Raw genomic sequence first — 21,217 nt, forward strand, 5'->3', positions numbered from 1 at the left:
TGACCAGTTCTATGTCTGACCTGCGCTCCACAGTGACGGCGGACCACCGCGATCGCTACCTGAAGGCATTGGTACAGCGGGCCCAGGCGGCGGTGCCTGAGCCGTTGGCCCTGGAAACCCTGCGATCGCGGGCCGCCGTGCTGCTCAACGAGCAGGCCTTCCCATCCACCCGGGATGAAGACTGGCGCTTCACCGATTTGGCGGCCATGCTCACCACCGACTTTGCTCCCGCCGCAGCCCTGACCCTAGACGAGGCCGAGGTCGCTAGCCGCCGTCTGCCCGAGACGACCGGGGCTCAAGCGGTGGTGGTCAACGGACGGGTGAGTACGGCACTGTCGCGCCTGGAGAGTCTGCCTGCGGGGGCCACCGTTGCTGCCCTCAGCGCCCATCCCGACCTCCAGGCTGAGCTGGCCGACCGCCTGGGCCAGGCCAGCGGTCACCACGAAGTCTTTACCGCCCTCAACACCGTCGGGTTTCAGGACGCGGTGGTGGTCTGGCTGGCCCGCAACACAGTTGTTGAAACTCCGATTCAAGTTATCTACCTGTCCCACGCTGGGGAAAAGGCTGTGATAGCTCAGCCCCGCTGTCTGGTGGTGGCTGAGTCGGGCAGCGCCCTCACCCTGATCGAAGATTTTGGCGGAGAGACTGGGGAAACCCATTTCACCAATGCCGTCACTGAGCTGTGGCTAGAGGGCAACGCCCAGCTCACCCACAGCCGGATTCAGCGCGAGGGCGAGGGCACCTTTCACATCGGCAAAACCGCTGTCACCCAGGCCCGCGACAGTCAGTACATCGGCACCGCCGTAGATTTTGGGGCCCGGCTGGCCCGCCACCACTGGGAGGTCTACCAGACCGGCGAGCAAACCACCACCCGTATCCATAGCCTGGGGGCGATCGCCCGGCACCAGCACGCCGACACCCACAGCCTGGTGGCCCTCAGCTACCCCCACGGCACCGTCGAGCAGCAGCACAAAGCCATTGTCGACGACCAGGCCCACAGTGTCTTTAACGGACGGATGGCGGTGGCGCAGCAGGCCCAGCTCACCAACGCTAGCCAGCTCAACCGCAACCTGCTGCTCTCCGACAAAGCGCGAGTCGATACCAAGCCCCAGCTGGAAATTGTGGCTGACAATGTCAAGTGCGCCCACGGGGCCACCGTCAGCCAGCTCCAGGCCGACGAGATTTTCTACCTGCAGAGTCGCGGCATCAGCGCCGCCCAGGCCCAGCGCCTGCTGATCTATGCTTTTGCTATGGAGATTATAGAAACCATTCCGGTGGAAACGCTGCGATCGCGCCTCGCCGAAACCATCTCCCAGTGGTCATAGCCCCCGCCCACCCATCCCCCCTCCTACCCGCCCACCCATCCACTCCCTACCCCCCACTCCCCATGACCGTCGTCCAGGAACTCTCCCTCGCCGCCAAGGTTCGCGCCGACTTCCCTATCCTCCATCAGGAGGTGAACGGTCACCCGCTGGTGTATCTCGACAACGCGGCCACCTCCCAGAAGCCCAGGGCGGTGCTGGAGGCGTTGCAAAACTACTACCAGCTCGACAACGCCAACGTGCACCGGGGGGTACATAACCTCAGCGCCCGCGCCACCGAATCCTACGAGCTGGCGCGGGACAAGGTGGCTGCCTTTGTAAAGGCGACCAGCCGCGATGAAATCATCTTCACCCGCAACGCCAGCGAGGCGATCAACCTGGTCGCCTACGCCTGGGGTATGACCAGTCTGCAACCGGGCGACGAAATCATTCTCTCGGTGATGGAGCACCACAGTAACCTGGTGCCCTGGCAGTTTGTGGCCCAGCGCACCGGGGCCGTGCTGAAGTTTGTGGGGCTAACGGCTGACCAGTCCTTCGACCTCGACCAGTACCGCAGCCTGGTCAACGACAGGACGCGTCTGGTGGCGGTCAACCACGTTTCCAACACCCTGGGCTGCATCAACCCTGTCGCCGAGATTGTAGACGTTGCTCACCGCCAGGGGGCCAAAGTGCTGATCGACGGCTGCCAGAGCGCCCCCCATATGGCCCTCGACTTGCCCAGCCTGGGCTGCGACTGGTTTGTTGCGTCGGGCCACAAGATGTGCGCCCCCACGGGCATTGGGTTTCTCTACGGCAAGCTGGAGCTGCTGGAGGCTATGCCCCCATTTATGGGCGGCGGCGAGATGATCGCCGATGTGTTTCTCGACCACTCCACCTACGCGGCCCTGCCCCACAAGTTTGAGGCGGGTACTCCTGCCATTGCCGAGGCGATCGCCCTGGGGGCTGCGGTGGACTACCTGACTGCGATCGGCATGGACAACATCACCGCCTACGAGCACGAGCTGACGGCCTACCTGTACCAGCAGATGCTGACCATCCCCGAACTTACCCTCTACGGCCCGCCCCCCCAGGCCGACGGCAGCGGACGGGCAGCCCTGGCCACCTTCACCGTCGAGGGTGTCCACGCCCAGGATCTCTCGACTCTGCTTGACCAGTCGGGGATTGCCATTCGCTCGGGGCACCACTGCACCCAGCCGTTGCACCGCATTTTGGCGGTAGATTCCACGGCACGGGCCAGCCTATATTTCTACAACACCAGAGCCGAGATCGACAGCTTTGTCGCCGCCCTCAAGGACACCATCGAGTTCTTCAAAGGCGTTTTTGAAGACGAAGATTGAGTCAAGCCCTGTTTGCTGATAGCTACAGAGCTAAGGGCAGCGCCTTTGTTGTGGCTGCGTTATCGGGAGGCACCAAGCCGAAACCCAGCAATGCGTTGGACTATGGGCCAAGCTCAGGCTAGCCCAACGCTACAACACATTCGCAGTTCCCGTAGGTTGGGTGAACGAAGTGGAACCCAACAGTGGTCAGCCCTGCTGGGTTCTGCGGTCGCGCCACCCAACCTACAAACTTGGTCTGCGCTATGGTTAGCGCTTTTTACGTTTGCTCCCATCCTTCAACCAATGTTGAAACTCCTCCTCGTGAAATTCAACGTCGAGATCAGAGACATGCATCTGCAATCGGGCTTGGACATCGGCTATTGCCTTGTTGTAAATGCTGGGGCCAATTTCTTCAAGAAAGAAGCCCAGTAGCCCGCCTGCCGCTATGTTGCCGATCTCCTCTTCGCGCTGCTCACGGAAGTAACGTATTAGAGAAGCTATAGCTTCCTTGTGCTTCTCTTTTGGTAGCTCAATGGCCAAAGTAGTCCTCCTTTTTGGATGTTGGTTTAAAGCTCTCCAAAAGCCTATTCACCAGCCATTTCACTACCCATTGAGGGCTGCATTTAGCCCGTGTTCCGCATTCCGGCTGCGATACCGTTGATGGTGAGCAGTGCGCCGCGCAGCAGTTCGCCCTGGCTGTAGCGGGAGCGGATTACGCCCGTGGCAGCCTGGTCCTTGTACTGGCGCAGGCGCTTCAGCAGGGCCACCTGCAAAAAGCCCAGGGGCACGATGGTGCCGTTGCGCAGGTAGACCGATCGCTGCAGGTCGGGGTCGCCATCCAGCAGGCGATCGTGGCCGGTGATGCGCAGCACCATGTCGCGGGTCAAGTAAAACTCGGCGGAAATGGACTCAAACAGCTTCAGGAAGCGCTCTTTGTCTTCGGGAGTCGTCAGTTCGCGCACGTAGTGCTCGGCGATTTGCAGATCGACCTTGGCCAGGGTCATCTCAACTTTGGAGATCACCATTTTGAAGAAGGGCCACTTGCTGTAGAAGTAGCGCAGCACCTTGAGGTGTTCTTCGGGGGCTTCGTCGAGAAATTCCTGCAGGGCGGTGCCGACGCCGTACCAGGAGGGCAACAAAAACCGCGCCTGGGTCCAGCTAAACACCCAGGGAATCGCCCGCAGGCTGCCAAGGTCTTTTTTACCGCCGCGCCGGGAGGGTCGGGAGCTGATCTGGAGCTGGCTGATCTCCTGAATGGGGGTGACCTGATGGAAGAAGTTGACCAGGTCGGGCTGCTCGTAGATCAGCTGGCGGTAGTGGCTACGGGAGCGGGTAGCCAGATCCTCCATTGTCTCATTCCAGGGCTGAATGTCGTCGACGCTGTTACTCAGCAGGCTGGCCTGCATGACCGCAGTGGTCACGGTCTCCAGGTTGTAGAGGGCCAGGTCGGAGAGGTTGTACTTCGAGGCCAGTACCTCCCCCTGCTCAGTGATTTTGATCCGGCCCTTGATGCTGCGCCCCGGCTGGGCCAAAATCGCCTCGTAGGCGGGACCGCCACCGCGCCCCACCGAGCCGCCCCGACCGTGGAAGATTCGCAGGGATACCCCGTAGCGATCGGCGGTGGTTTGCAGCGACTGCTGGGCCTTATGAATTTCCCAGTTGCTGCTGAGAAAGCCCGAGTCTTTGTTGCTGTCGGAGTAGCCCAGCATCACCTCCTGGAGGGGAACGGCGCGAGGGGTCGCCACGCCCCCCGGTCCCTGGTCTACGGGCAGGGACGCCTGGCCCTGGAGCATGGCCAGATAAAGGGGAGTTTCAAACAGGGCCTGCATCACCGCCGGAGCCCGCTGCAGGTCTTCGACGGTTTCAAACAGGGGCACAGGCTGGAGGCTGCTCAGCTCGGTGGTGGGGTCGTAGAGGCCCGCCTCCTTGGCCAGCAACAGCACCTCTAGCAGGTCGCTGACATCGTGGCTCATGCTGATGATGTAGCTACCGCAGATGTCGGGGCCAAACTCCAGGTGGAGCTGGCGCACCATGTGCATGGTGGCAATGGTTTCGCGGGTTTTATCGGAAAAGGGCAGATCGCGCGGGGTGAGGGGGCGGCGGGTTTGCAGCTCGCTGACCAGCCAGGCAATTTTGTCGGCTTCGGGCAGTTCGCTGTAGGGCCGGGGCAAAATGCGCAGGTACTGGGTGATGTCGTCGAGGGCATCGGAGTGGCGGGAGCTTTCCTGGCGCAGGTCGAGCTGAGCCAGATTGAAGCCAAAAATCTCCACCTGGCAGATCAGGGTGCTGAGGTCCTGACAGTTGAGGCCGGTAGCTTCCAGATTGCGCTGAATCAGCCGCAGTTCGGCTAAAAACTCGTGGCCGTAGCGGTAGATGGGGCCACCGATGGGGGCGTTGGAGTGGTCGGCGAAGGGATCGCTGTGGTAAAGGCGCTGGCTGCGATCGAGGGTGTTTTTGAGCCGCTGCTTGATGTAGGCCAGCTTGAGGCGGTAGGGCTCCTGGCGGTAGCGAATGGCCAGATCGTCGTAGATGTCGGGCATCTTAACCTGGTCTTGCTCCAGGGATTCCAGCAGTTCGGGCAACACCTCGCTCCAGTGCAGCGATAGGCTGAGCAGATCGACCAGGCGCTCAACGGAGGTGATGTACTTGCTGATCACCAGGTTGCGCTGGTAGCAGGCGGTTTTCCAGGTCACTTCCGGGGTGACCGAGGGGTTGCCGTCGCGGTCGGCCCCCACCCAGGAACCAAACCGACAGAAGCGGTGGCGAGGCGGGTCTAGCTCGGGAAAGGTGGTGGCGATCGCGCGGTCAAACCGCTGATACAGCTGAGGCAGCGCGTCAAACAGCACCACCTGGAAGTAGTGCAGAGTGTAGTCCACCTCGTCGAGCACCGAGGGCTTAAACTGATGCAGCTCGTCGGTGCGCCACCACAGGCGAATCTCCTCAGTCAGCTGCTCCTTCAACTCTTCCATTTCCCAGGAGGAGGCCAGCCCCAGGCCCTGGGCGCTCTCTTCGGCCTGGTCCATCTGGCGCAGAACGCTAGCGATGCGCCGCTGCTTGTCGCGGATGGTGTGGCGTACGATCTCGGTGGGGTGGGCGGTAAACACCAGCCGCACGTCGAGCTGATCGATCAGGTTTTGAATCACCTGGGGCGGTACGTTGAGCCGTTTGAGGGTAGGGAAAAGCCAGTGGAAGGTGCCCGCCTCCTTGCGCCCGCCGGGGGCATCGGCGACGCTGCGGCTGAGCAGATCGGCCTGAAACAGGGTGCTCCCCGCCTCTGAGTCGCCGCCGCTGGCACCAAAAAAGGGCTGGCCGCTGCGCTGGGCCAGCTCCGAGGTTTCGTAGGCGGCCCGGTACTGCTGCTGCTGCCCCCGCTGCTCGTAGTGCTGCTCGACAATATTGATGAGCTGAAAATATAGGGCAAAGGCCCGCGATGCCCGAATGGCGTCTTCGAGATCCAGCGCTTCGACCACGTCGACGACGGCCTTGACCCTGGCCTCGGCGGCGGTGGGGGCCTGGCCCTCGGGGGAACACATCTGCCGCAGCTGTTGCAGCAGTTTGAGCAGCTCGGGACCGCAGGCATGTTCTAGCACGTTTTCCCAGAGGTCTTCGACCACTCGCAGACGATGACGCAGCAGCAAATCTTGCCGGGAGGGCTGGTCATCCACCGAGGCCGGAGGGCCAGATAGGTCGGCTTCAGCGGCGGGCCGGGTGTCCCCGGAGGAGTGGAGCGTTGAACTCATGGGTATAACATGCAGAGAGAACGGGGATATCGCAAAGATTCTATAGGATTACCCTAATCCGAAGAAGTTTATCCAGATGAACAAATTGAAAACGTTACAGCGGTACCGGGGCTAAAATCAGGGCGGCAAACCAACCGTTGATACCCCTTATTTAATCGCCATGTCAAACCGAGAGGTCAGGGGGATGGGGGTGGCCGCTCAATTTGTTCCCGCCGCTTCAGGGTGAGTGGCGGGGGCCTGGGGCACCTTCAGGTTGGGGAGGCGCTCGCCCGCAAAGAGCTGCTCACTGGCCAGTCCAGCCTGGGTGAGACCATCGGCTAGGGCGTGGGCCACTGCAATGCCAAGCAGAACCGGGGGCACCAGCAGCCCCACCAGAACTTCGGCACCAGGGGACGGAGCGGTGGCAACGGTGGGGCGGGGCGAAGTCATAGGCAGGCTAGGGGAAGGAACCACAGCTGAGGGCAAATTGGGGCAGCCTGCCCAGCAATGGCCTCAGGGGCCATTGTCCTGGAGCTACCATCGGCACATTTGATCTTTAATATAGTAAACAAGTGCCTCAGCCCGACCAACTAACGTTGAGTTTTTGGTGGAGGTGTATTGGCTACCGCCTGGGCGGTTTAGCAAAGTTTTGGAAATTGCCTCCAAAGAAAACGGCTGATTGGCGCTGGAGTTGGTATAAATTAAACCGACTGCGCCATCCGGTGCAATTACTCTTTGGGAGCATGGCTTGAGTTTCGCTGTTACCCTGATCTCACAATGCCTGTGTCCTTATCAAACCCCACCCTTAGCCCCAATTCGCCCGCGGCCAATGTGCTCAGCTGGCTGAAGGACGCTATGGGGTTGCCGGAGGCCGAGCTGCACATCAAGCTGCGGGGCAACATTCTGCACGTGCTGTGCGAAACCCCGGCGGCGCTGGATCAGTCGGCGGTGCTGCTCAAGCTGGTGCGATCGCTGCTGGACGGTGGCGACGACCTGGTGCGCCAGCACTATCCCCAGGTCTATCAGCTCTACGTCTACAGTCGGCTCACCGGCAATCCCACGCCGGACTGGACAGCACCTATCTATCTCAATCGGCTGGAGCGCCACCTGGCACAGCTGGTGCTGGAAAATCAGGACGAGGCCGATATCAAAGCCACCCAGTCATTGCTGGAGCAGTACACCAAGGGCCAGCCGGAGCTGTCGCTGGGGGGCGAGGGCAGCGGCACCCTGGTGCTCTCGAACCTGAGCCTGGCCCGCAAGGGCGACCCGGAGGCGATCGCCTGGTACCTGAGCGAAACCCTCAGCAGCCTGGATGTGGGGGTGTGGGTCAGCATCAAGGCGATTCCGGGTACAGCCCACCTGCACCGCATGGCGATTCCCTCCGGAATCGATGGGCGGATTGCCACCGACGGCACCGATGGGGCCGCAGAGGATGGCGCAGACACCACCATTTCGCGCCTGTGGATTCTCTGCGAGGCCACCTACAGCCCCGACCCCTCCCTGATTGCTCGTCCCACCGCCGAGCGGCTGCGCCAGCTCCAGCTCACCCAGTTTAAGGATGCCGTGCTGCTGCTCCAGGTGCGGGGCGAGACCAAGCCCGACTGGAGCCTACGCATCGACCTCACGCCGCCGGAGGAAATGCTGCGGGAGTGGGGGCGCTGGGGCGACACCGATGCGATCGCGCGTCTGCTTTCGGCGGCGGTGGCTAGCTGGCACCTGGGGGTGACCGCCGAACTCACCAATGGCACCCTCCACCTGATCTGCTCGCCCCAGAGCGGCGACCACGACACCCAGCAGGCCGAGGGGCTGTCGGACCAGGAGGCCGTGCTGATTGCCCTGACTACCCCCCTGGAGGAAATTGCCCCCCAGGGCATTCACCGGGCGGTGATCTACGGTCAGGCGGGGGTCGATGCTACCCCCGCCTGGGTGCACTACCTCGACTTGCCCGCCGCTGAGCACAGTGCCCTGGCCGACACTCCGGAGTACCTGGGCCAAACCGGCGACCTGCCCGCGATCGCCTTTCTGCTCACCCGCCTGCTCAACCCCAGCCTCGACGATCGCCTGGCGACCGGCGGCTATCGGGTGCAGCTCCTGCAGCGCGAGGGTCTGCTGCACGTGATGGTGGATGGCCCGGTGGCCCCCCGCCGCCGCCTGGTGGCCCCTCCCCTCACCGATTACCTGCGCACCCTCAGCCCCATGGGCATGGAGGGGGTACGGCTCTACGGTCGGCGATCGGGCCAGGCGCAGCCCGCCTGGAGCTACGGTCAGGACTTTTTGGCCCGCCGCCGCCTGGTGCCCGAGGCCACCCCGGAGTTCACCGCCTCCGATACCTACGTCAACGAGCTGCTGGTGCGTCCGGACGGCCCCGTCAGCCCGGCGGAGGTGGACCATGGGCCGGAGGAGGAGATGGCCCTGGGCCAGTGGGTGCAGGACCTGCTGAGCCAGGGCCGCCGCCTGCTGCTGCGATCGCAGCTGCTGACCAGTGTCGCCCCCGAAACCAGCGATGACCATGCCGACAGCCTGACCGAACTGGGCCGCGCCGACGGGCTGAAAATAGCCGTGGTGTGGGCGGCGGTCGGGGTGCTGGTGGCGCTCCAGATCGACTGGCTGCTGGGCCAGGTGATCAGCCCCCCCGCCCAACAGGCCAGGGCCGAAGTCGCCGCCCCAGAAACCGCCCCAGGAGCCACCCCCGAACCCGCCGATCCCTTTGCCGACGACCTGGCCCAGCTCGACTGGCCCACGACCCGCAGCGACAGCACCTGGGCCGGGGGCGGTTTTATCAGCGCCGATGACGAGCAAGGGCTGACCACCAGCCCCAGCCAGCCGATCGTGGCGATCGACGACCTGGTGGACCGGGCTGAGTTTCCCAGCTTCAACAGCCAGCAGATGAACGAAAAGCTGGCTCTCTACCACCAGCGCCTGGAGCAGTCTGGCCCGCCCGACGTGATCATCGTGGGCAGTTCCCGGGCCCTGCGGGGGGTAGACCCGGTGGCGCTGCGGCGAGAGCTGGCCACCCTGGGCTACGACAACATCAGCGTATTTAACTTCGGCATCAACGGGGCCACCGCCCAGGTGGTCGATCTGGTCATTCGCCAGGTGCTGGAGCCCGACCAGCTGCCCCGGCTGATTATCTGGGCCGACGGGGCACGGGCCTTCAACAGCGGCCGAGTCGATGCCACCTACAACGCCATCGCCGCCTCCCCTGGCTATCGGGAGGTGGTCAACCGGCGATCGCAGGAGGCCAGCGTTGTTGCCGATGCTGCCCCCGACGCCGTCCCCGCCGCTGGCGAGGGTGTGGCCCCCACCGGGTCGTTGCCCAACAGCTACGCCGCCATGGACGAGTGGCTCAGCGGTCAACTGGCCAGTCTGTCGGCGGTTTACCCCGATCGCGATCGGCTCAAGGGCTGGTTTCAACAGCGGCTGGTGGCGGCTACCCCCAGCCCCGCCAGTTCCAGCACAGAAACCCTCGATGCCGCTATGCCCGAGGGCAGCACGATCGACTTCGACGGCTTTTTGGCTCTCTCGGTGCGGTTTAACCCCGCCACCTACTATCAGAACTTTGCCCGGGTCTCGGGCCGCTACGACGGCGACTACGACAGCTTTCGCCTGGAGGGGCAGCAGTCTGAGGCCTTTGCCAGCCTGCTCAGCTTTACCCAGGCCCAGGGCATTCCGATGGTGTTCATCAACACCCCCCTCACCGATGAATACCTCGACGACTATCGCCGCGAGGCCGAAGCCGAATTTTTGCGCCACATGCTCACCCTCTCCACCACCGAAACCGGCTTTCTGTTCCGCGACTTTGGCCAGCTGTGGCCCGATCGCTACGACTATTTTTCCGACCCCAGCCACCTGAACCGCTACGGCGCCTACCAGGTGTCTAGCCAGCTGGGGCAAGACCCGCTGATCTCCTGGCCCCGCCCTGCTGCGCCCTCACCGCCCCCCGCCACCACCCCATGACCCTGCCCTCCCTGGTCTACGCCCTCTTTTTGCTCAGCGTTGTCGGTGTCTTTTGGGCGCTGGAGTCCCTCCAGGCGCGGCTGTGGCTGCTGGTGGTGGCCAGCCTGATCTTCTACGCCTCGCTCCAGGTGCAGTACCTGCTGCTGATGGTGGTGCTGCTGATCGTGACATTTTTGATCGGCAGTGCGATCGCAACTCCCCTTGACTGGCGCATTCCCAACCCTCGCTGGCAGTTGGCCGAACGGGGCTGGAATCAGCGCCGCACCCGGCTGCTGTGGCTGGGCATTGGCCTCAATGTGCTGTTGCTGGTGGGCTTTAAGTACGCCGAGGGCCTGTTCCGCTGGCTGGGCCTGGAGGTGGGCACCGCCCCCGGCGACACTCTGACCCGCATCATCATGCCCCTGGGGCTGAGCTTTTTTGTCTTTGAGTGCATTGCTTACCTGGTGGATGTCTATCGAGGGTCACCAGCGGCGCTCAACTTTTCTGACTTTGCCGCCTACAAGCTCTACTTCCCCAAGCTGATCTCTGGCCCCATCACCCGCTTTCACCCCTTTATCGACCAGGTGGAGCAGCAAAAGCCCCCTGCCCTCAGCACCACCGTCGAAGGGCTGTGGCTGATTGCCTACGGGGCGATGAAAAAGCTGCTGATCGCCGACCACATCGCCATTCTGGTCAACCTCAGCTTTGACAACCTGGAGCGGGCGGGCAGCGTCGACATCTGGCTGGCCACCTTTGCCTACGGGCTACAGCTCTACCTCGACTTCAGCGCCTACGTCAACATTGCCCGCGGTAGTGCCCTGCTGATGGGCATCACCCTGCCCCACAACTTTGACGCCCCCTACTTCACCACCAGCCTGGCCGACTTCTGGCGACGCTGGCACATGACCCTGGGCGACTGGCTCCGCAACTACCTCTACTTCCCCCTGGGGGGGTCGCGCCAGGGGCTGGCCCGTACCTGCCTCAACCTGATGCTGGTGATGGTGATTGCGGGTATCTGGCACGGCAACAACTGGGGCTTTTTGATCTGGGGTGCCATTCACGGGGCGGGGCTGGTGGTGCACCGGCTTGCCCAGGCCTGGGGCAAAGCGGTGCCCGTGCTCAAGGCCTTTTGGGCCACGCTGCCGGGTACGGTGCTGGGCTGGCTGCTTACCCAGGCGCTGGTGTTTGCCAGCTGGCTGTTCTTTCGGCTGCCCGAGCCCGATCGCTACACCCTAGCCCTACAGCGGGCCTGGGGTACCCCATCGGATGCCCAGTTTAGCCAGCTAGTCTACTTAGAATCCCTGGGCTTTACCTTTAGCCAGCTGCTGTTGCTGCTGTGGGGCGTGGTGGGGCTGATGGGCCTGTCGTACTTGATGCGGCGAGGGCTGAAGCTAGAGCTGAGTTGGCCGGTGAAGCTGCTGCTGGTGCCCCTGTTGAGCCTGATGGCCTGGCTGCTGGCCCCGGCGGAGACGCTGCCGTATATTTATTTCGACTTCTAAAACGGTGGCTGCTGGAGCCATAGGCGAGTGATGGTGGAATTTCTGCTGCCGAAGCAGCAGCCGACGCTGAGGACTGAGCGACTGGTACTGCGGCCGTTTACGCTGACGGATGTTGCAGATGTGGTGGCGCTGGCGGGCGATCGCGCCGTGGCCGAAAATACCCTCTCCCTTCCCCACCCCTACACCACAGCCGATGCCGAGGCCTGGGTTCAGCAGCAGCAGGCTGACTGGGCCGCCAACCAAGCCTTGAACTTCACCATTGCCCAGGCCGATGGTACCCTCTGCGGCTCCGTAGGGCTGAGACTGTACCCCGCCTACAACATGGCAGAACTGGGCTACTGGGTGGGGCGACCCTTCTGGGGTCGGGGCTATGCCACCGAGGCGGCCGCTGTCGTGGTCGATTTTGGCTTTGAAACCCTGGGACTGAACCGCGTTAACGCCACCCACTTTGGCGACAATCCAGCCTCGGGACGGGTGATGGAAAAGCTGGGCCTGGTCAAGGAAGGCTATCGGCGGCGGCAAACGCTCAAGTGGGGGGTGTATCGCGATGTGGCCCTCTACGGTCTGCTGCGCGAGGACTGGCGGCGGGGCAAAGGGACCTGAACCCGATTTGACAGGGGTCATTCTGGCGGCCCCCCTTTGGTACAGGCCACCTGGCGGATTGCGGTATAAAAACTTGCACCATGAACGGTATTTAGTGGCAACCTATGGGCTTATGAAGAGAGTCCATTTGATCCCTATGGTCGTTATGTCGCAGCAACCGTTGAGTGCTTTCAGCCAGCCCCTGCCGTCTTGGCCCAAACCGGGTGGCCGCTGGCGATACGTATTGTGGGGTGCCCTGGGCAGCCTGATCATTGCCTGTCCCGCCGCCTTTGCCCAGGGGACCGGCGTGGCCGACCTGCAGGTGGCGCTAGACACCCTGTGGGTACTGGTGGCTGGTTTCTTAGTGTTCTTTATGAACGCGGGCTTCTGCATGCTCGAAACCGGGTTCTGCCGCAGCAAAAATGCTGTCAACCTGCTGGCCAAGAACTTGATCGTGTTTGGCCTTTCGACCCTGGCCTTTTGGGTGGTGGGCTTCGGTCTCATGTTTGGCGATGGCAACCCCCTCTTCGGGTTCTCGGGGTTTTTGCTCCAGGGGGCCGACAACAGCCCGGCGATCGGAGCAGATTACCGGGGCACCTTCAGCGCCCTGAGCTGGGCTGGGGTACCGCTATCCGCTAAGTTCTTCTTTCAGCTGGCCTTTGCGGGCACGGCGGCCACTATTGTGTCGGGGGCAGTGGCCGAGCGAATTAAGTTCCTGGCCTTCTTTATCTTTAGCCTGCTGCTGGTGGGGCTGTCGTACCCGATTACGGGCCACTGGGTGTGGGGCGACGGCATGTTGGCCAATCTGGGGTTCTACGACTTTGCCGGTTCGACGGTGGTGCACTCTGTCGGCGGTTGGGCAGCGCTGATTGGGGCTATGCTGCTGGGGCCAAGGCGGGGGCGCTTTCAAGCCCGTCCGGTGGCCATGCCGGGGCACAACCTGAGTATTTCGGCCCTGGGCTGCCTGATTCTATGGCTGGGCTGGTTTGGCTTCAACCCTGGTTCTACGATGGCGGCCGATCCCTTTGCCATCAGTCACATCGTGGTCACAACCAATATTGCGGCTGCCCTGGGGGGTCTGGCCGCCACGGTCACCTCCTGGATCTATCTCAGCAAGCCCGACCTGTCGATGATTATCAACGGGGTGCTGGCGGGGCTGGTGGCCATTACCGCCTCCTGTGCCTACGTCACCCTGGGAAGTGCCGCCATCATCGGCCTGGTGGCCGGGGTGGTGGTCGTTTTCTCGGTCACGCTGTTGGATGGGTTCAAAGTTGACGACCCCGTGGGGGCTGTTTCGGTTCACCTGGTGTGTGGCGTGTGGGGGACCCTGGCCCTGGGTTTGTTTAGCGTCAGCCCTGGGCTGTACCCCTGGTACGACAGCGCCTCTGGTCCCCTGGCCGGGCTGCTGATGGGGGGCGGTATTCAGCAGCTGCTGGTGCAGCTGGTGGGAATTGTGGCGGTGGGTGCCTTTACGGTGACCTTTAGCCTGGTGTGCTGGCTGGTGCTGCGCGCCACCGTCGGGATTCGAGTCTCCGAAGCCGAAGAGGTTCAGGGTTTAGATCTGGGGGAACACGCCATGGAGGCCTACCCCGAGTTTCAGGTCGGGCCGTGAGGAGCTTGAATTGCGATCATCCCTAGACAAAGTGGTAGGGGGGTAGCGCTTCGCTCAGGCTCAGGGTCCAGTGGGGAGCCTGCGATCGCCACTCCTCTACCCGCTGTCCCAGGGTTTCGTCTCCCCGGTCCACCAGGATGTAGACGCGGGCTTCTCCAGCGGGGCTGTCGGCCTCAAGGCAGTCGCTGTAGGTGCTGTAGATGTGGTCGAGTACCTGGGCCAGTTCGGCCTGCTGCTGCTCCTGGGCGGTGGTCTGGTCCTGGAGGCGCTGCTTTTTGGCCAAAAAGTAGTCGCGCCCGGTCAGATCGGTGGACACCGGGGGCAGCTCAATGGCTTGGGCCGTCAGCTTGAGCTGGTACTCAGCTTTGGCCGCCAGCGCCGCCAGTTTGGTGGCGTAGTCGGCCCCCTGACTCGCCAGGTGGGCCTTGAGGTGGTCAAGGGAGGCTACCAGGGTACCAAACCGCAGAGGCAGCACCGGCGTGGTTTGAAACAGCTCGCAGATGACGCGATCGTGGCTGAGCACCGCATTCAGCAGGCGCGGTTCGTCGGTTTGCAGGGTTTCCAGGTCCACACCGGCTTCGACTACCGCGGCAATATTGTCGACGGCAATCAGCTGAGTTGGTTCGGCCAGCCCCAGGGGTAATGTCAGGGGCTGCTGGGGACGGGGGCAAATGCTGTAGAGGTAGATAGGCCCTGAAGTTAGCTCTGGAGACACGGTATCAAAAGCCTTTGGGGTGCGCCACGTTCGATCTCACTCTAGGCGATCTGGCTGTGGTCGCGGATCGGTAGTTTGTAAAAATGCCATAAAACTTACGGCCTTGAAACCCCTCCCACCCGCAGCGGTGGGTTGAGGCCGGAGTCCAACGGTTCTGTGGGCCTGAGCAGACCAAGCCACCAAGCACTGGTAGTCTGCCAAGGCAATTCTGACAGGTTGGTGGGGCTCACGGTGCACGGTGTACGGTTCACGGCAGCCCTTAAACCGTAACCGTGTACCCTGCACCGTTAGACCGTTGGAGCCTGTCACAATCAGGTTGGTCAAGTACTAGGCCACTAAGCTCTACAGAGTAGTCTGCAGGGTAAAACACCAGTCCAGGGTGAGCTGGGCAGGCTGACAGCCCGCTTCGGCGTCGAGCCGGTGCAGGTGAATGGCGGTGCCCTGGCGCAGGGCGGCAATGGCCGGCGTCTGGATGCCCAGGTCGTAGTCGATTAGGGCAGTTAAATCAGCCACGGTGAGAGGGGTGTGCCAGGGGGCAGCGGCGATATCGACAGCGGCGGCGGCGGGTAGGGCAACGGGGCTGGTGGGCAGCAACCGCCCCCGGCTCAGGTCAACGATCCAGCTGCGCTGAGCGGTCGTGAGCTGCATCAGCGGGCGCAGGTAGAGGCTGCCCTGTTGCCAGCTCAGGCCGGGGGGGAGCACCTGGGCTGAGACTCCACCCATCAGCTGCATCACCCGCTCTGAGCTTTGGGCCAGGTACCAGCGCAGCCGGGGCCAGACGTCGGCGACCAAAATCGGCTCGTGGACAAAGGTGTGCTTGAACAGGCCGTTTGCCCCCTGGACCAGGTCGCTGGCTATGTAGGTGACGCGGTTGCAGAGGGATTCGCCCGAACCGGACGGCTCAGCCATATCCCTGGGCTCAATCCTGGAGCAAATTCGGGCTAAATTTTGGCCGATGACGCGCTGGGCACAGGTGGTTAAAAAGGTCTGAATCCACGTTTCGTCGGTAAAGGTCAGCCAGTTGCCCAAGACTCCAGCGGTGGCATCAGCGGGGTCTTCGAGCAGCGTGCTGGCAAAATCGTCGAGGGTAAAGTCCGTCGGTTCGACCCTCGATCGCGGCTTTTCGTCGGGCGGCAGGTAGCGCGCACTGGGGGTGGCCTGGCCGGGGTTTTGGGAGGGAGAGGCCAGGGCCTGGGTCCCCATCTGAGCCAGGTGCAGATGCAGCCTGAGGGTGGCGGGCTGCCAGGGCTGAAAAGGCCGCAGGGCTTCCACAGAGCAGCCTTCGCCCAGCAGAGGGCTGAGCCCCGGCTGAGTGTAGCTCAAAATTTGGGCTACCTGGTCCAGCAGATCTCCACAGCGCCAGGAGCGGCTGTCCAGGTCGTTTTCCAGCAGACGCAGGTCGGCTGTCTCCGCCAGGTGAAGGGAGGGCACCGGGTCGGTTTGGGTGACCAGATCGAGAGTGTAGCAGGCGGTGTCGATCGTGAGCACCAGCACCGGCACCAGACGCACGACCAGGGCCATCTCCGGTTGATCGGGGGCAGCAACGCGGGCCCGCACCCCTTCGATTAGTCGCATTACTTCGTAGCTGCCGCTGGCCAGCATCCACAGCAGTTGGGGCACCAGGGCGCTAATCGGGATGAGGCTGGGGGCCTGGGGCGGGGACGGTGGGCGGGTCGCCGCCAGGGCGTCCAGGAATTCCCCGGTTTCTTCGCTGAGGTAGGCACCGAGGTGCTCTGGGGTTTGAGGCAGGTCGGCGGGCCAGCCCCCAGTGGGCGATCGCAGCGCCATGCTCTGCTTCACCAGCTGTTCCAGGGCCACCGCCACCGCCGGTTCTGGAGCCAGGGCAGACCGCTCAATCGCCAGGGGAGCCATCCGACATACCATATTGCTCAGGGTGGAGGCCGTCGCTCCCGGCAGGGCCGCCAGGTCGGACGGTAGCCAGGAAGCAAGCGATCGCACAGCGGATAAAACCATAGCAGCAGCCCGCGCGGGGGGGAGAGATCTGTTTCAAGAGTGCCTATTCTGGCGAGAAGATCGACAGCCCGTTGCAAATCTGTGGATGTCAGGAGGGGATGTCAGGAGGCCAGGGCAGCCCCATCCCGGTTTTGACGATAGAGAGACGATAGAGAAGAGATCGGTGGGCTACCAGGCCACGTAGGGCAGTTGGGCCGCTGTGGCGCGAATCGCCTCGGCGTTGGCCACCAGCTGACCACAGGCATCCCAGGTGCCCGCCAAAAAGGCCTGGCGCACCCCCTCGGGCATGGTAATGGCCCCGGTCTCAGCGCCAAACTGCACGGTTTGGGAGCCCAGGTCAAGGCGGATGGGGGCGGTGGGGTTGGTCTCCAGGGCGGCCTGCACCCGCTCGACCACCTCAGCGGTGCCGGTCAAACAGGGAATACCGATCGCGACACAGTTGCCAAAGAAAATTTCGGCAAAGCTTTCCCCCAGCACCGCCGTGATTCCCCAGCGGGCGATCGCCTGGGGGGCATGCTCCCGCGAGGAACCGCAGCCAAAGTTGCGGTTGACCACCAAAATTGTTGCGCCCTGGTACTGGGGCTGGTCAAAGGGGTGGCGGCCCTCCAGGGCGGCCCGGTCGTCGGCGAACACCTGCTCGCCCAGCCCATCAAAGGTGACACACTTCAGAAACCGGGCTGGAATGATGCGATCGGTGTCGATGTCGTTGCCCCGTAGCGGAATGCCGGTGCCTGTGATCTGCTCTATCTGTGCCACTGCGATCGCTCCTTTCCCTTGGGCCTTGCCTGAACCAGCGGACCACCTCCACCGAGGTTGCCGCCTATCAATAGTAGCGTCTGAACGCACCCCCAGCATGGGGTTCACGGTCCTGGGCAGGGGCATTCTGGCGGCTCCAGGCAGGGTTAAAATCTTGAGTTTTCCAACCCTGTGAGAGCAACCGTTAACCCAACCATAAACTTTGGTATCATCCCTGGCCATGCCCGTATCAGAGGAGTATCTTAATAGATAAGGAAGTAAATCACCTGACATCAAAACCTGATTTCTTCCCCTGACAGATCAAATAGTTCAGTCCTGTTAAATAGGAGGTACGTTATCGATTTAACGTCTGAATCTATTTCGTCAAATACCAGCAGCACTTTACTCGGTTGTTGATATTTCTCGCTTTAACTGGTAGAGAGCTCTGTAAGAAATGCCCAGAGACGCTATAAACCCCACGCGATGGTTTCTTTACGACGGCATTTAAACATCTCTATTTCATCGGAACTTACTTGAGGAAAACTCTCAAGTTAACCAGTCAAAGTGCTGCTGTCTCCGAGTTGTTTTCAATGTAACTTGTCTAAGGATTTCTTCTCTACGGCAAGACTGTTAGTTACAGGCTAAAGGTTAAATTTTAGAGGCTCCCAGCGGTTTTTCTGTTGGGAGCCTCTTGCATGTCAGTTAAAAGATTTGATATCCTTATGATTTTTAATGCACAAGTTATATTTACTTTGCTTTGCCTCATTTGCAAGGCAGTAGTATAGCTTGCAGGCATGGCATGGTAAGTAAGCATCTAAAGTCTGACAGATGTGCAACTCAACAACTGGTTTTTTGCAAATAACCTGGCAACAAGTGCAAGCTCAGATAAATGGTCTTGCACTTATAGATTTCTTTCAGATGGCAGAAAGTCTAGCTGTTATGGCAGGCCTTATTATTGCAGTCAGGACATACCTTTATCAGGCAAAGCAGGCAAGAATAGGTAATTCATTCTCACTGATAGATAGTTTCACAAGAAATATAAAAAGATCAGATATTGAAGTGCTTGAAGAAATAGCACGTAGTACCTACGACGGGATATATGGTTTAGAACCAGGATGTTTTTTAGCCTACAGCCATCAGAAAAGAAAAGCAGTTAACTATCCCTTAAGGGATTTATTCGTACCAGAGGGAAGAGGGTGTTACCTTGATGCTTGTTTCAACGATGACGACTTAAGTCAAGAAGCATTTGCTGTTGAAGTAGGTATTTCACCAGTAAGGGATATAGCAGAAGAACTAAATATCATTGCTTACGAGGTTTTAAAAGGAGGGATTGACATCAGGATAGTAAATTATGAATTAGGTCATCTCATCACAACTATGTGCAATCTTTTGGACTCTGTTATTTATTACAATCCAGAGGACTTGCTGGGAATCAGAAGTATTAAGGATCGATTTGGATATTTGCTTGAGTTAAGAGATTTGCTGGATAAGAAGAGATTGCCTCAAAAATCATTTGCCAATATGAGTTAGCCTTTTCAAGGAGAAAGGCTAACTCATCCAAGTTGAAGCGTAAAGAACAGTGCTCTAGTTTACAAAGGCGAGTTACCCTGCAACGCGATCGCTGCTGGGGCCGTGAATCAGCTCCGATAGCTCGGGCAGCACCAGGTCACTCTGGGCGACGGGGGCAAGCCCAGCCGCCGAAATCGGTTCCTCGATTGGCGCGGGGGCCATCATGTCGCTGGGCAAAAAGATGCGGGCACTCACCGCCAGCATCGCCACCGCAAAAATCAGCACAATCAGCAGGGGGGCAATGTAGGACCGAAAAAACGACATAGGGCGATCGCGTGTGAAGGGATGTAACCGTTATTTTCATCTTACATGCAACCGCGAGCGAGATAGGTGACTCGGGCGATCGAGCGATCTAGACGTTCACGGCTCACCCCCCCCTACCCATCCATCCACTCACCCACCCATCCACTCACCCACCCATCCACTCACCCACTTACTCATCCACCCCCGCCCTAGGCACAGGCATCGCGGTCTTACCCAGGCGTCGCAGACCAACCCAGCCCGCGACCGCCACCAGCAGCCAAAACCAGCCGGTGAGGGGTTGGTAGAGCAAAAAACCGCCCACCCCCAGCATGGCCCCCAGCAGCAGCAGCAGGGCGGCACCAGCCCTGAGCAAATCGAGCCCCAGGGCCTGGGCCGGCCAGAGCCCCGTGCGCTGGCGCTGGCGCTGCCAGCCCGGGCCGCCGGGGCGGACTTTGCTGTAGAAGGTGTCCAGGGTGGCATCGCTCTCCGGGGCGGTGAGCAGCATGGTGAGCACCCAAATCACCGTGGTGATGGCGGTGGTGACCAGCAGCCGCAGGCCAAAGTCGGGAATCGTCAGAAGGGGCACGACGCTGGTAACCAGGCCCACCAGAAAACCAGCCAGCATGGAGGCCAGTTCGGCGGCGGCGTTAATGCGCCACCAGAACCAGCGCAAGATCAGCACCAGCCCCGGCCCAGTGCCGATCGCAATCACCAGACGAAACACCGTGGCCACATCCTGGGAATAAAAGGCGGCGATCGCCCCCAGCCCTGTCACCACCACCGAGGCAATCCGCCCAGCCAGCACCAACTCAGTCTCGGTGGCCGTGGGGCGCACAAACCGCCCGTACAGGTCGTTGGTCAGGTACGAGGCACCCCAGTTGATCAGAGTAGACACCGTGCTCATAAAGGCGGCAATCAGCGAGGCCACCACCAGCCCCAGCAGTACCGGTGGTAAGAAGTCCAGCATCAGCATCGGGTAGCCTAGCTCCCGGTCCTCCAAATTGGGGTAGATCACCACCGCCGCCAGGGCCACTACCACCCAGGGCCAGGTGCGAACGACGTAGTGCAGAATGTTGAAAAACCAGGCCGCTTTTTCGGCCTCGGCCTCATCCTTCGAGGCGGCCAGGCGCTGAATAAACTCGCCGCCCCCGTCACTGCGGCGAAAGGCCCACCACTGCAAGGTGACATAGGCCAAAAAGGTGCTGATAGAAATACCGGCGGTCTCGCTCCACTGGTACCAGCCGCCCGCCCCCCGCTCCAGGGGCACAAAGGCCAGCAGGTCGGTGCCGCCGGTGGCCCTCACCTGGTCGATCAGGTTGCCCATGCCGCCCAGGTTGATTACTGCCGCCGCCGCCACAATTACAGCGCCCAGCAGCGCCAGAAAAAACTGGAAAAAGTCGGTCGCCACTACCCCCCAAAGCCCAGAAAACCCGGCGTAGATCAGCACCAGCACGCTGACCCCAACCACGCTCAAGAGCTTCAGGCTCTCGCCGGGTTCCACCCCAAACGCCTGCCAGATCTGCAGGGCGTCGATCACCTTGACCATGGCCAGCATGGCATAGCCAATGCCGATGCAGTTGATCGGCACCGCAAACAAAAACGCCTTGATGCCCCGCAGCCAGGCGGCGGTGGCCCCGCCGTAGCGCAGCTCCGTCAGCTCGGCATCGGTAATGATTTCCGACCGTCGCCACAGGCGAGCAAAGACGTAGATCATCACCACGTGGGCAATGCCAAAGCTCCACCACTCCCAGTTACCGGCAATGCCCCGGGTGCCCACCACCCCAGCAATGTACAGGGGCGTGTCGATGGAGAAGGTGGTAGCCGCCATGCTGGTGCCCGCCAGCCACCAAGGCAGCGATCGCCCCGACACAAAAAAATCCACCAGCCCGCCCGCTGCCCGGCGGGAGAGGTACAGGCCCAGAGCCAGACTGAAGGCCAGATAGGCCGCCACAATCACCCAGTCAATCCAAATCACAGCGGGGTCCCCGTCAAAGT

At 61.4% G+C, this 21,217-nt stretch carries 15 protein-coding genes; 7 read left to right on the plus strand and 8 right to left on the minus strand.

Annotated elements, in window-relative coordinates; all coding sequences use genetic code 11:
• Positions 1-11: 11 nt before the first annotated feature.
• The gene (gene sufD / locus NF78_RS19065; protein ID WP_225885375.1) at positions 12-1,325 is read left to right on the plus strand and encodes a Fe-S cluster assembly protein SufD; all 1,314 of its coding nucleotides are present in this window, start codon (positions 12-14) and stop codon (positions 1,323-1,325) included.
• 62 nt (positions 1,326-1,387) lie between these two features.
• A complete protein-coding gene (locus NF78_RS19070) occupies positions 1,388-2,659 on the plus strand; it encodes a SufS family cysteine desulfurase (RefSeq protein ID WP_035990861.1) in 1,272 nt (423 codons plus the stop codon).
• 246 nt (positions 2,660-2,905) lie between these two features.
• Here the strand turns inward: NF78_RS19070 and NF78_RS19075 are convergent, their stop codons facing one another.
• The 3 genes from NF78_RS19075 to NF78_RS19085 all read right to left on the minus strand — a co-directional run bounded on the left by NF78_RS19075 (position 2,906) and on the right by NF78_RS19085 (position 6,807).
• Complete coding sequence (locus tag NF78_RS19075) at positions 2,906-3,178, minus strand: DUF2164 domain-containing protein (protein WP_035990864.1); 273 nt, start codon at positions 3,176-3,178, stop codon at positions 2,906-2,908.
• Positions 3,179-3,261: 83 nt separating this feature from the next.
• The gene (gene ppc, locus NF78_RS19080; RefSeq protein ID WP_035990866.1) at positions 3,262-6,378 is read right to left on the minus strand and encodes a phosphoenolpyruvate carboxylase; all 3,117 of its coding nucleotides are present in this window, start codon (positions 6,376-6,378) and stop codon (positions 3,262-3,264) included.
• 198 nt (positions 6,379-6,576) lie between these two features.
• Entirely contained in the window at positions 6,577-6,807 is a 231-nt protein-coding gene (locus tag NF78_RS19085) for a hypothetical protein (protein ID WP_035990868.1), read from the minus strand.
• A 327-nt stretch (positions 6,808-7,134) separates the two neighbouring features.
• On the opposite strand from NF78_RS19085, the gene NF78_RS19090 reads away from it, so the two are divergent.
• From NF78_RS19090 to NF78_RS19105, 4 genes are all read left to right on the plus strand, one after another.
• On the plus strand, positions 7,135-10,314 hold the full coding sequence (locus NF78_RS19090; protein WP_052050745.1) for a hypothetical protein: 3,180 nt from the start codon (positions 7,135-7,137) through the stop codon (positions 10,312-10,314).
• Positions 10,311-11,792: an MBOAT family O-acyltransferase gene (locus tag NF78_RS19095; RefSeq protein ID WP_035990870.1), complete on the plus strand. Its 1,482-nt coding sequence runs from the start codon at positions 10,311-10,313 to the stop codon at positions 11,790-11,792. Before NF78_RS19090 ends, NF78_RS19095 begins: the two co-directional genes overlap by 4 nt.
• Positions 11,793-11,822: 30 nt before the next feature.
• Entirely contained in the window at positions 11,823-12,395 is a 573-nt protein-coding gene (locus tag NF78_RS19100; protein ID WP_035990871.1) for a GNAT family N-acetyltransferase, read from the plus strand.
• A gap of 136 nt (positions 12,396-12,531) precedes the next feature.
• Positions 12,532-13,986 carry an ammonium transporter gene (locus NF78_RS19105; protein WP_035990874.1) on the plus strand — a complete coding sequence of 485 codons (1,455 nt, stop codon included), beginning with the start codon at positions 12,532-12,534 and terminating at the stop codon, positions 13,984-13,986.
• Positions 13,987-14,008: 22 nt separating this feature from the next.
• On the opposite strand, the gene NF78_RS19110 is transcribed toward NF78_RS19105, so the two are convergent.
• From NF78_RS19110 to leuD, 3 genes are all read right to left on the minus strand, one after another.
• Positions 14,009-14,701, minus strand: a complete 693-nt coding sequence (locus tag NF78_RS19110) for a GvpL/GvpF family gas vesicle protein (protein WP_052050746.1) — start codon at positions 14,699-14,701, stop codon at positions 14,009-14,011.
• A 342-nt stretch (positions 14,702-15,043) separates the two neighbouring features.
• A complete protein-coding gene (locus NF78_RS19115; protein ID WP_156119881.1) occupies positions 15,044-16,675 on the minus strand; it encodes a hypothetical protein in 1,632 nt (543 codons plus the stop codon).
• A 168-nt stretch (positions 16,676-16,843) separates the two neighbouring features.
• A complete protein-coding gene (leuD, locus tag NF78_RS19120) occupies positions 16,844-17,431 on the minus strand; it encodes a 3-isopropylmalate dehydratase small subunit (protein WP_035990877.1) in 588 nt (195 codons plus the stop codon).
• Positions 17,432-18,238: 807 nt separating this feature from the next.
• Between leuD and NF78_RS19125 the strand changes: the two genes are divergently transcribed.
• Positions 18,239-18,940, plus strand: a complete 702-nt coding sequence (locus tag NF78_RS19125; protein WP_035990879.1) for a hypothetical protein — start codon at positions 18,239-18,241, stop codon at positions 18,938-18,940.
• Positions 18,941-19,012: 72 nt separating this feature from the next.
• Here NF78_RS19125 and NF78_RS19130 read toward each other — a convergent pair whose 3' ends face one another.
• The gene (locus NF78_RS19130) at positions 19,013-19,243 is read right to left on the minus strand and encodes a hypothetical protein (protein WP_035990881.1); all 231 of its coding nucleotides are present in this window, start codon (positions 19,241-19,243) and stop codon (positions 19,013-19,015) included.
• A gap of 169 nt (positions 19,244-19,412) precedes the next feature.
• The gene (locus NF78_RS19135; RefSeq protein ID WP_035990883.1) at positions 19,413-21,197 is read right to left on the minus strand and encodes a sodium:solute symporter family protein; all 1,785 of its coding nucleotides are present in this window, start codon (positions 21,195-21,197) and stop codon (positions 19,413-19,415) included.
• Positions 21,198-21,217 lie beyond the last annotated feature (20 nt).

Origin of the sequence: Leptolyngbya sp. KIOST-1 (assembly GCF_000763385.1) — a bacterium.
In the GTDB taxonomy this organism is placed as follows: domain Bacteria; phylum Cyanobacteriota; class Cyanobacteriia; order Phormidesmidales; family Phormidesmidaceae; genus Nodosilinea.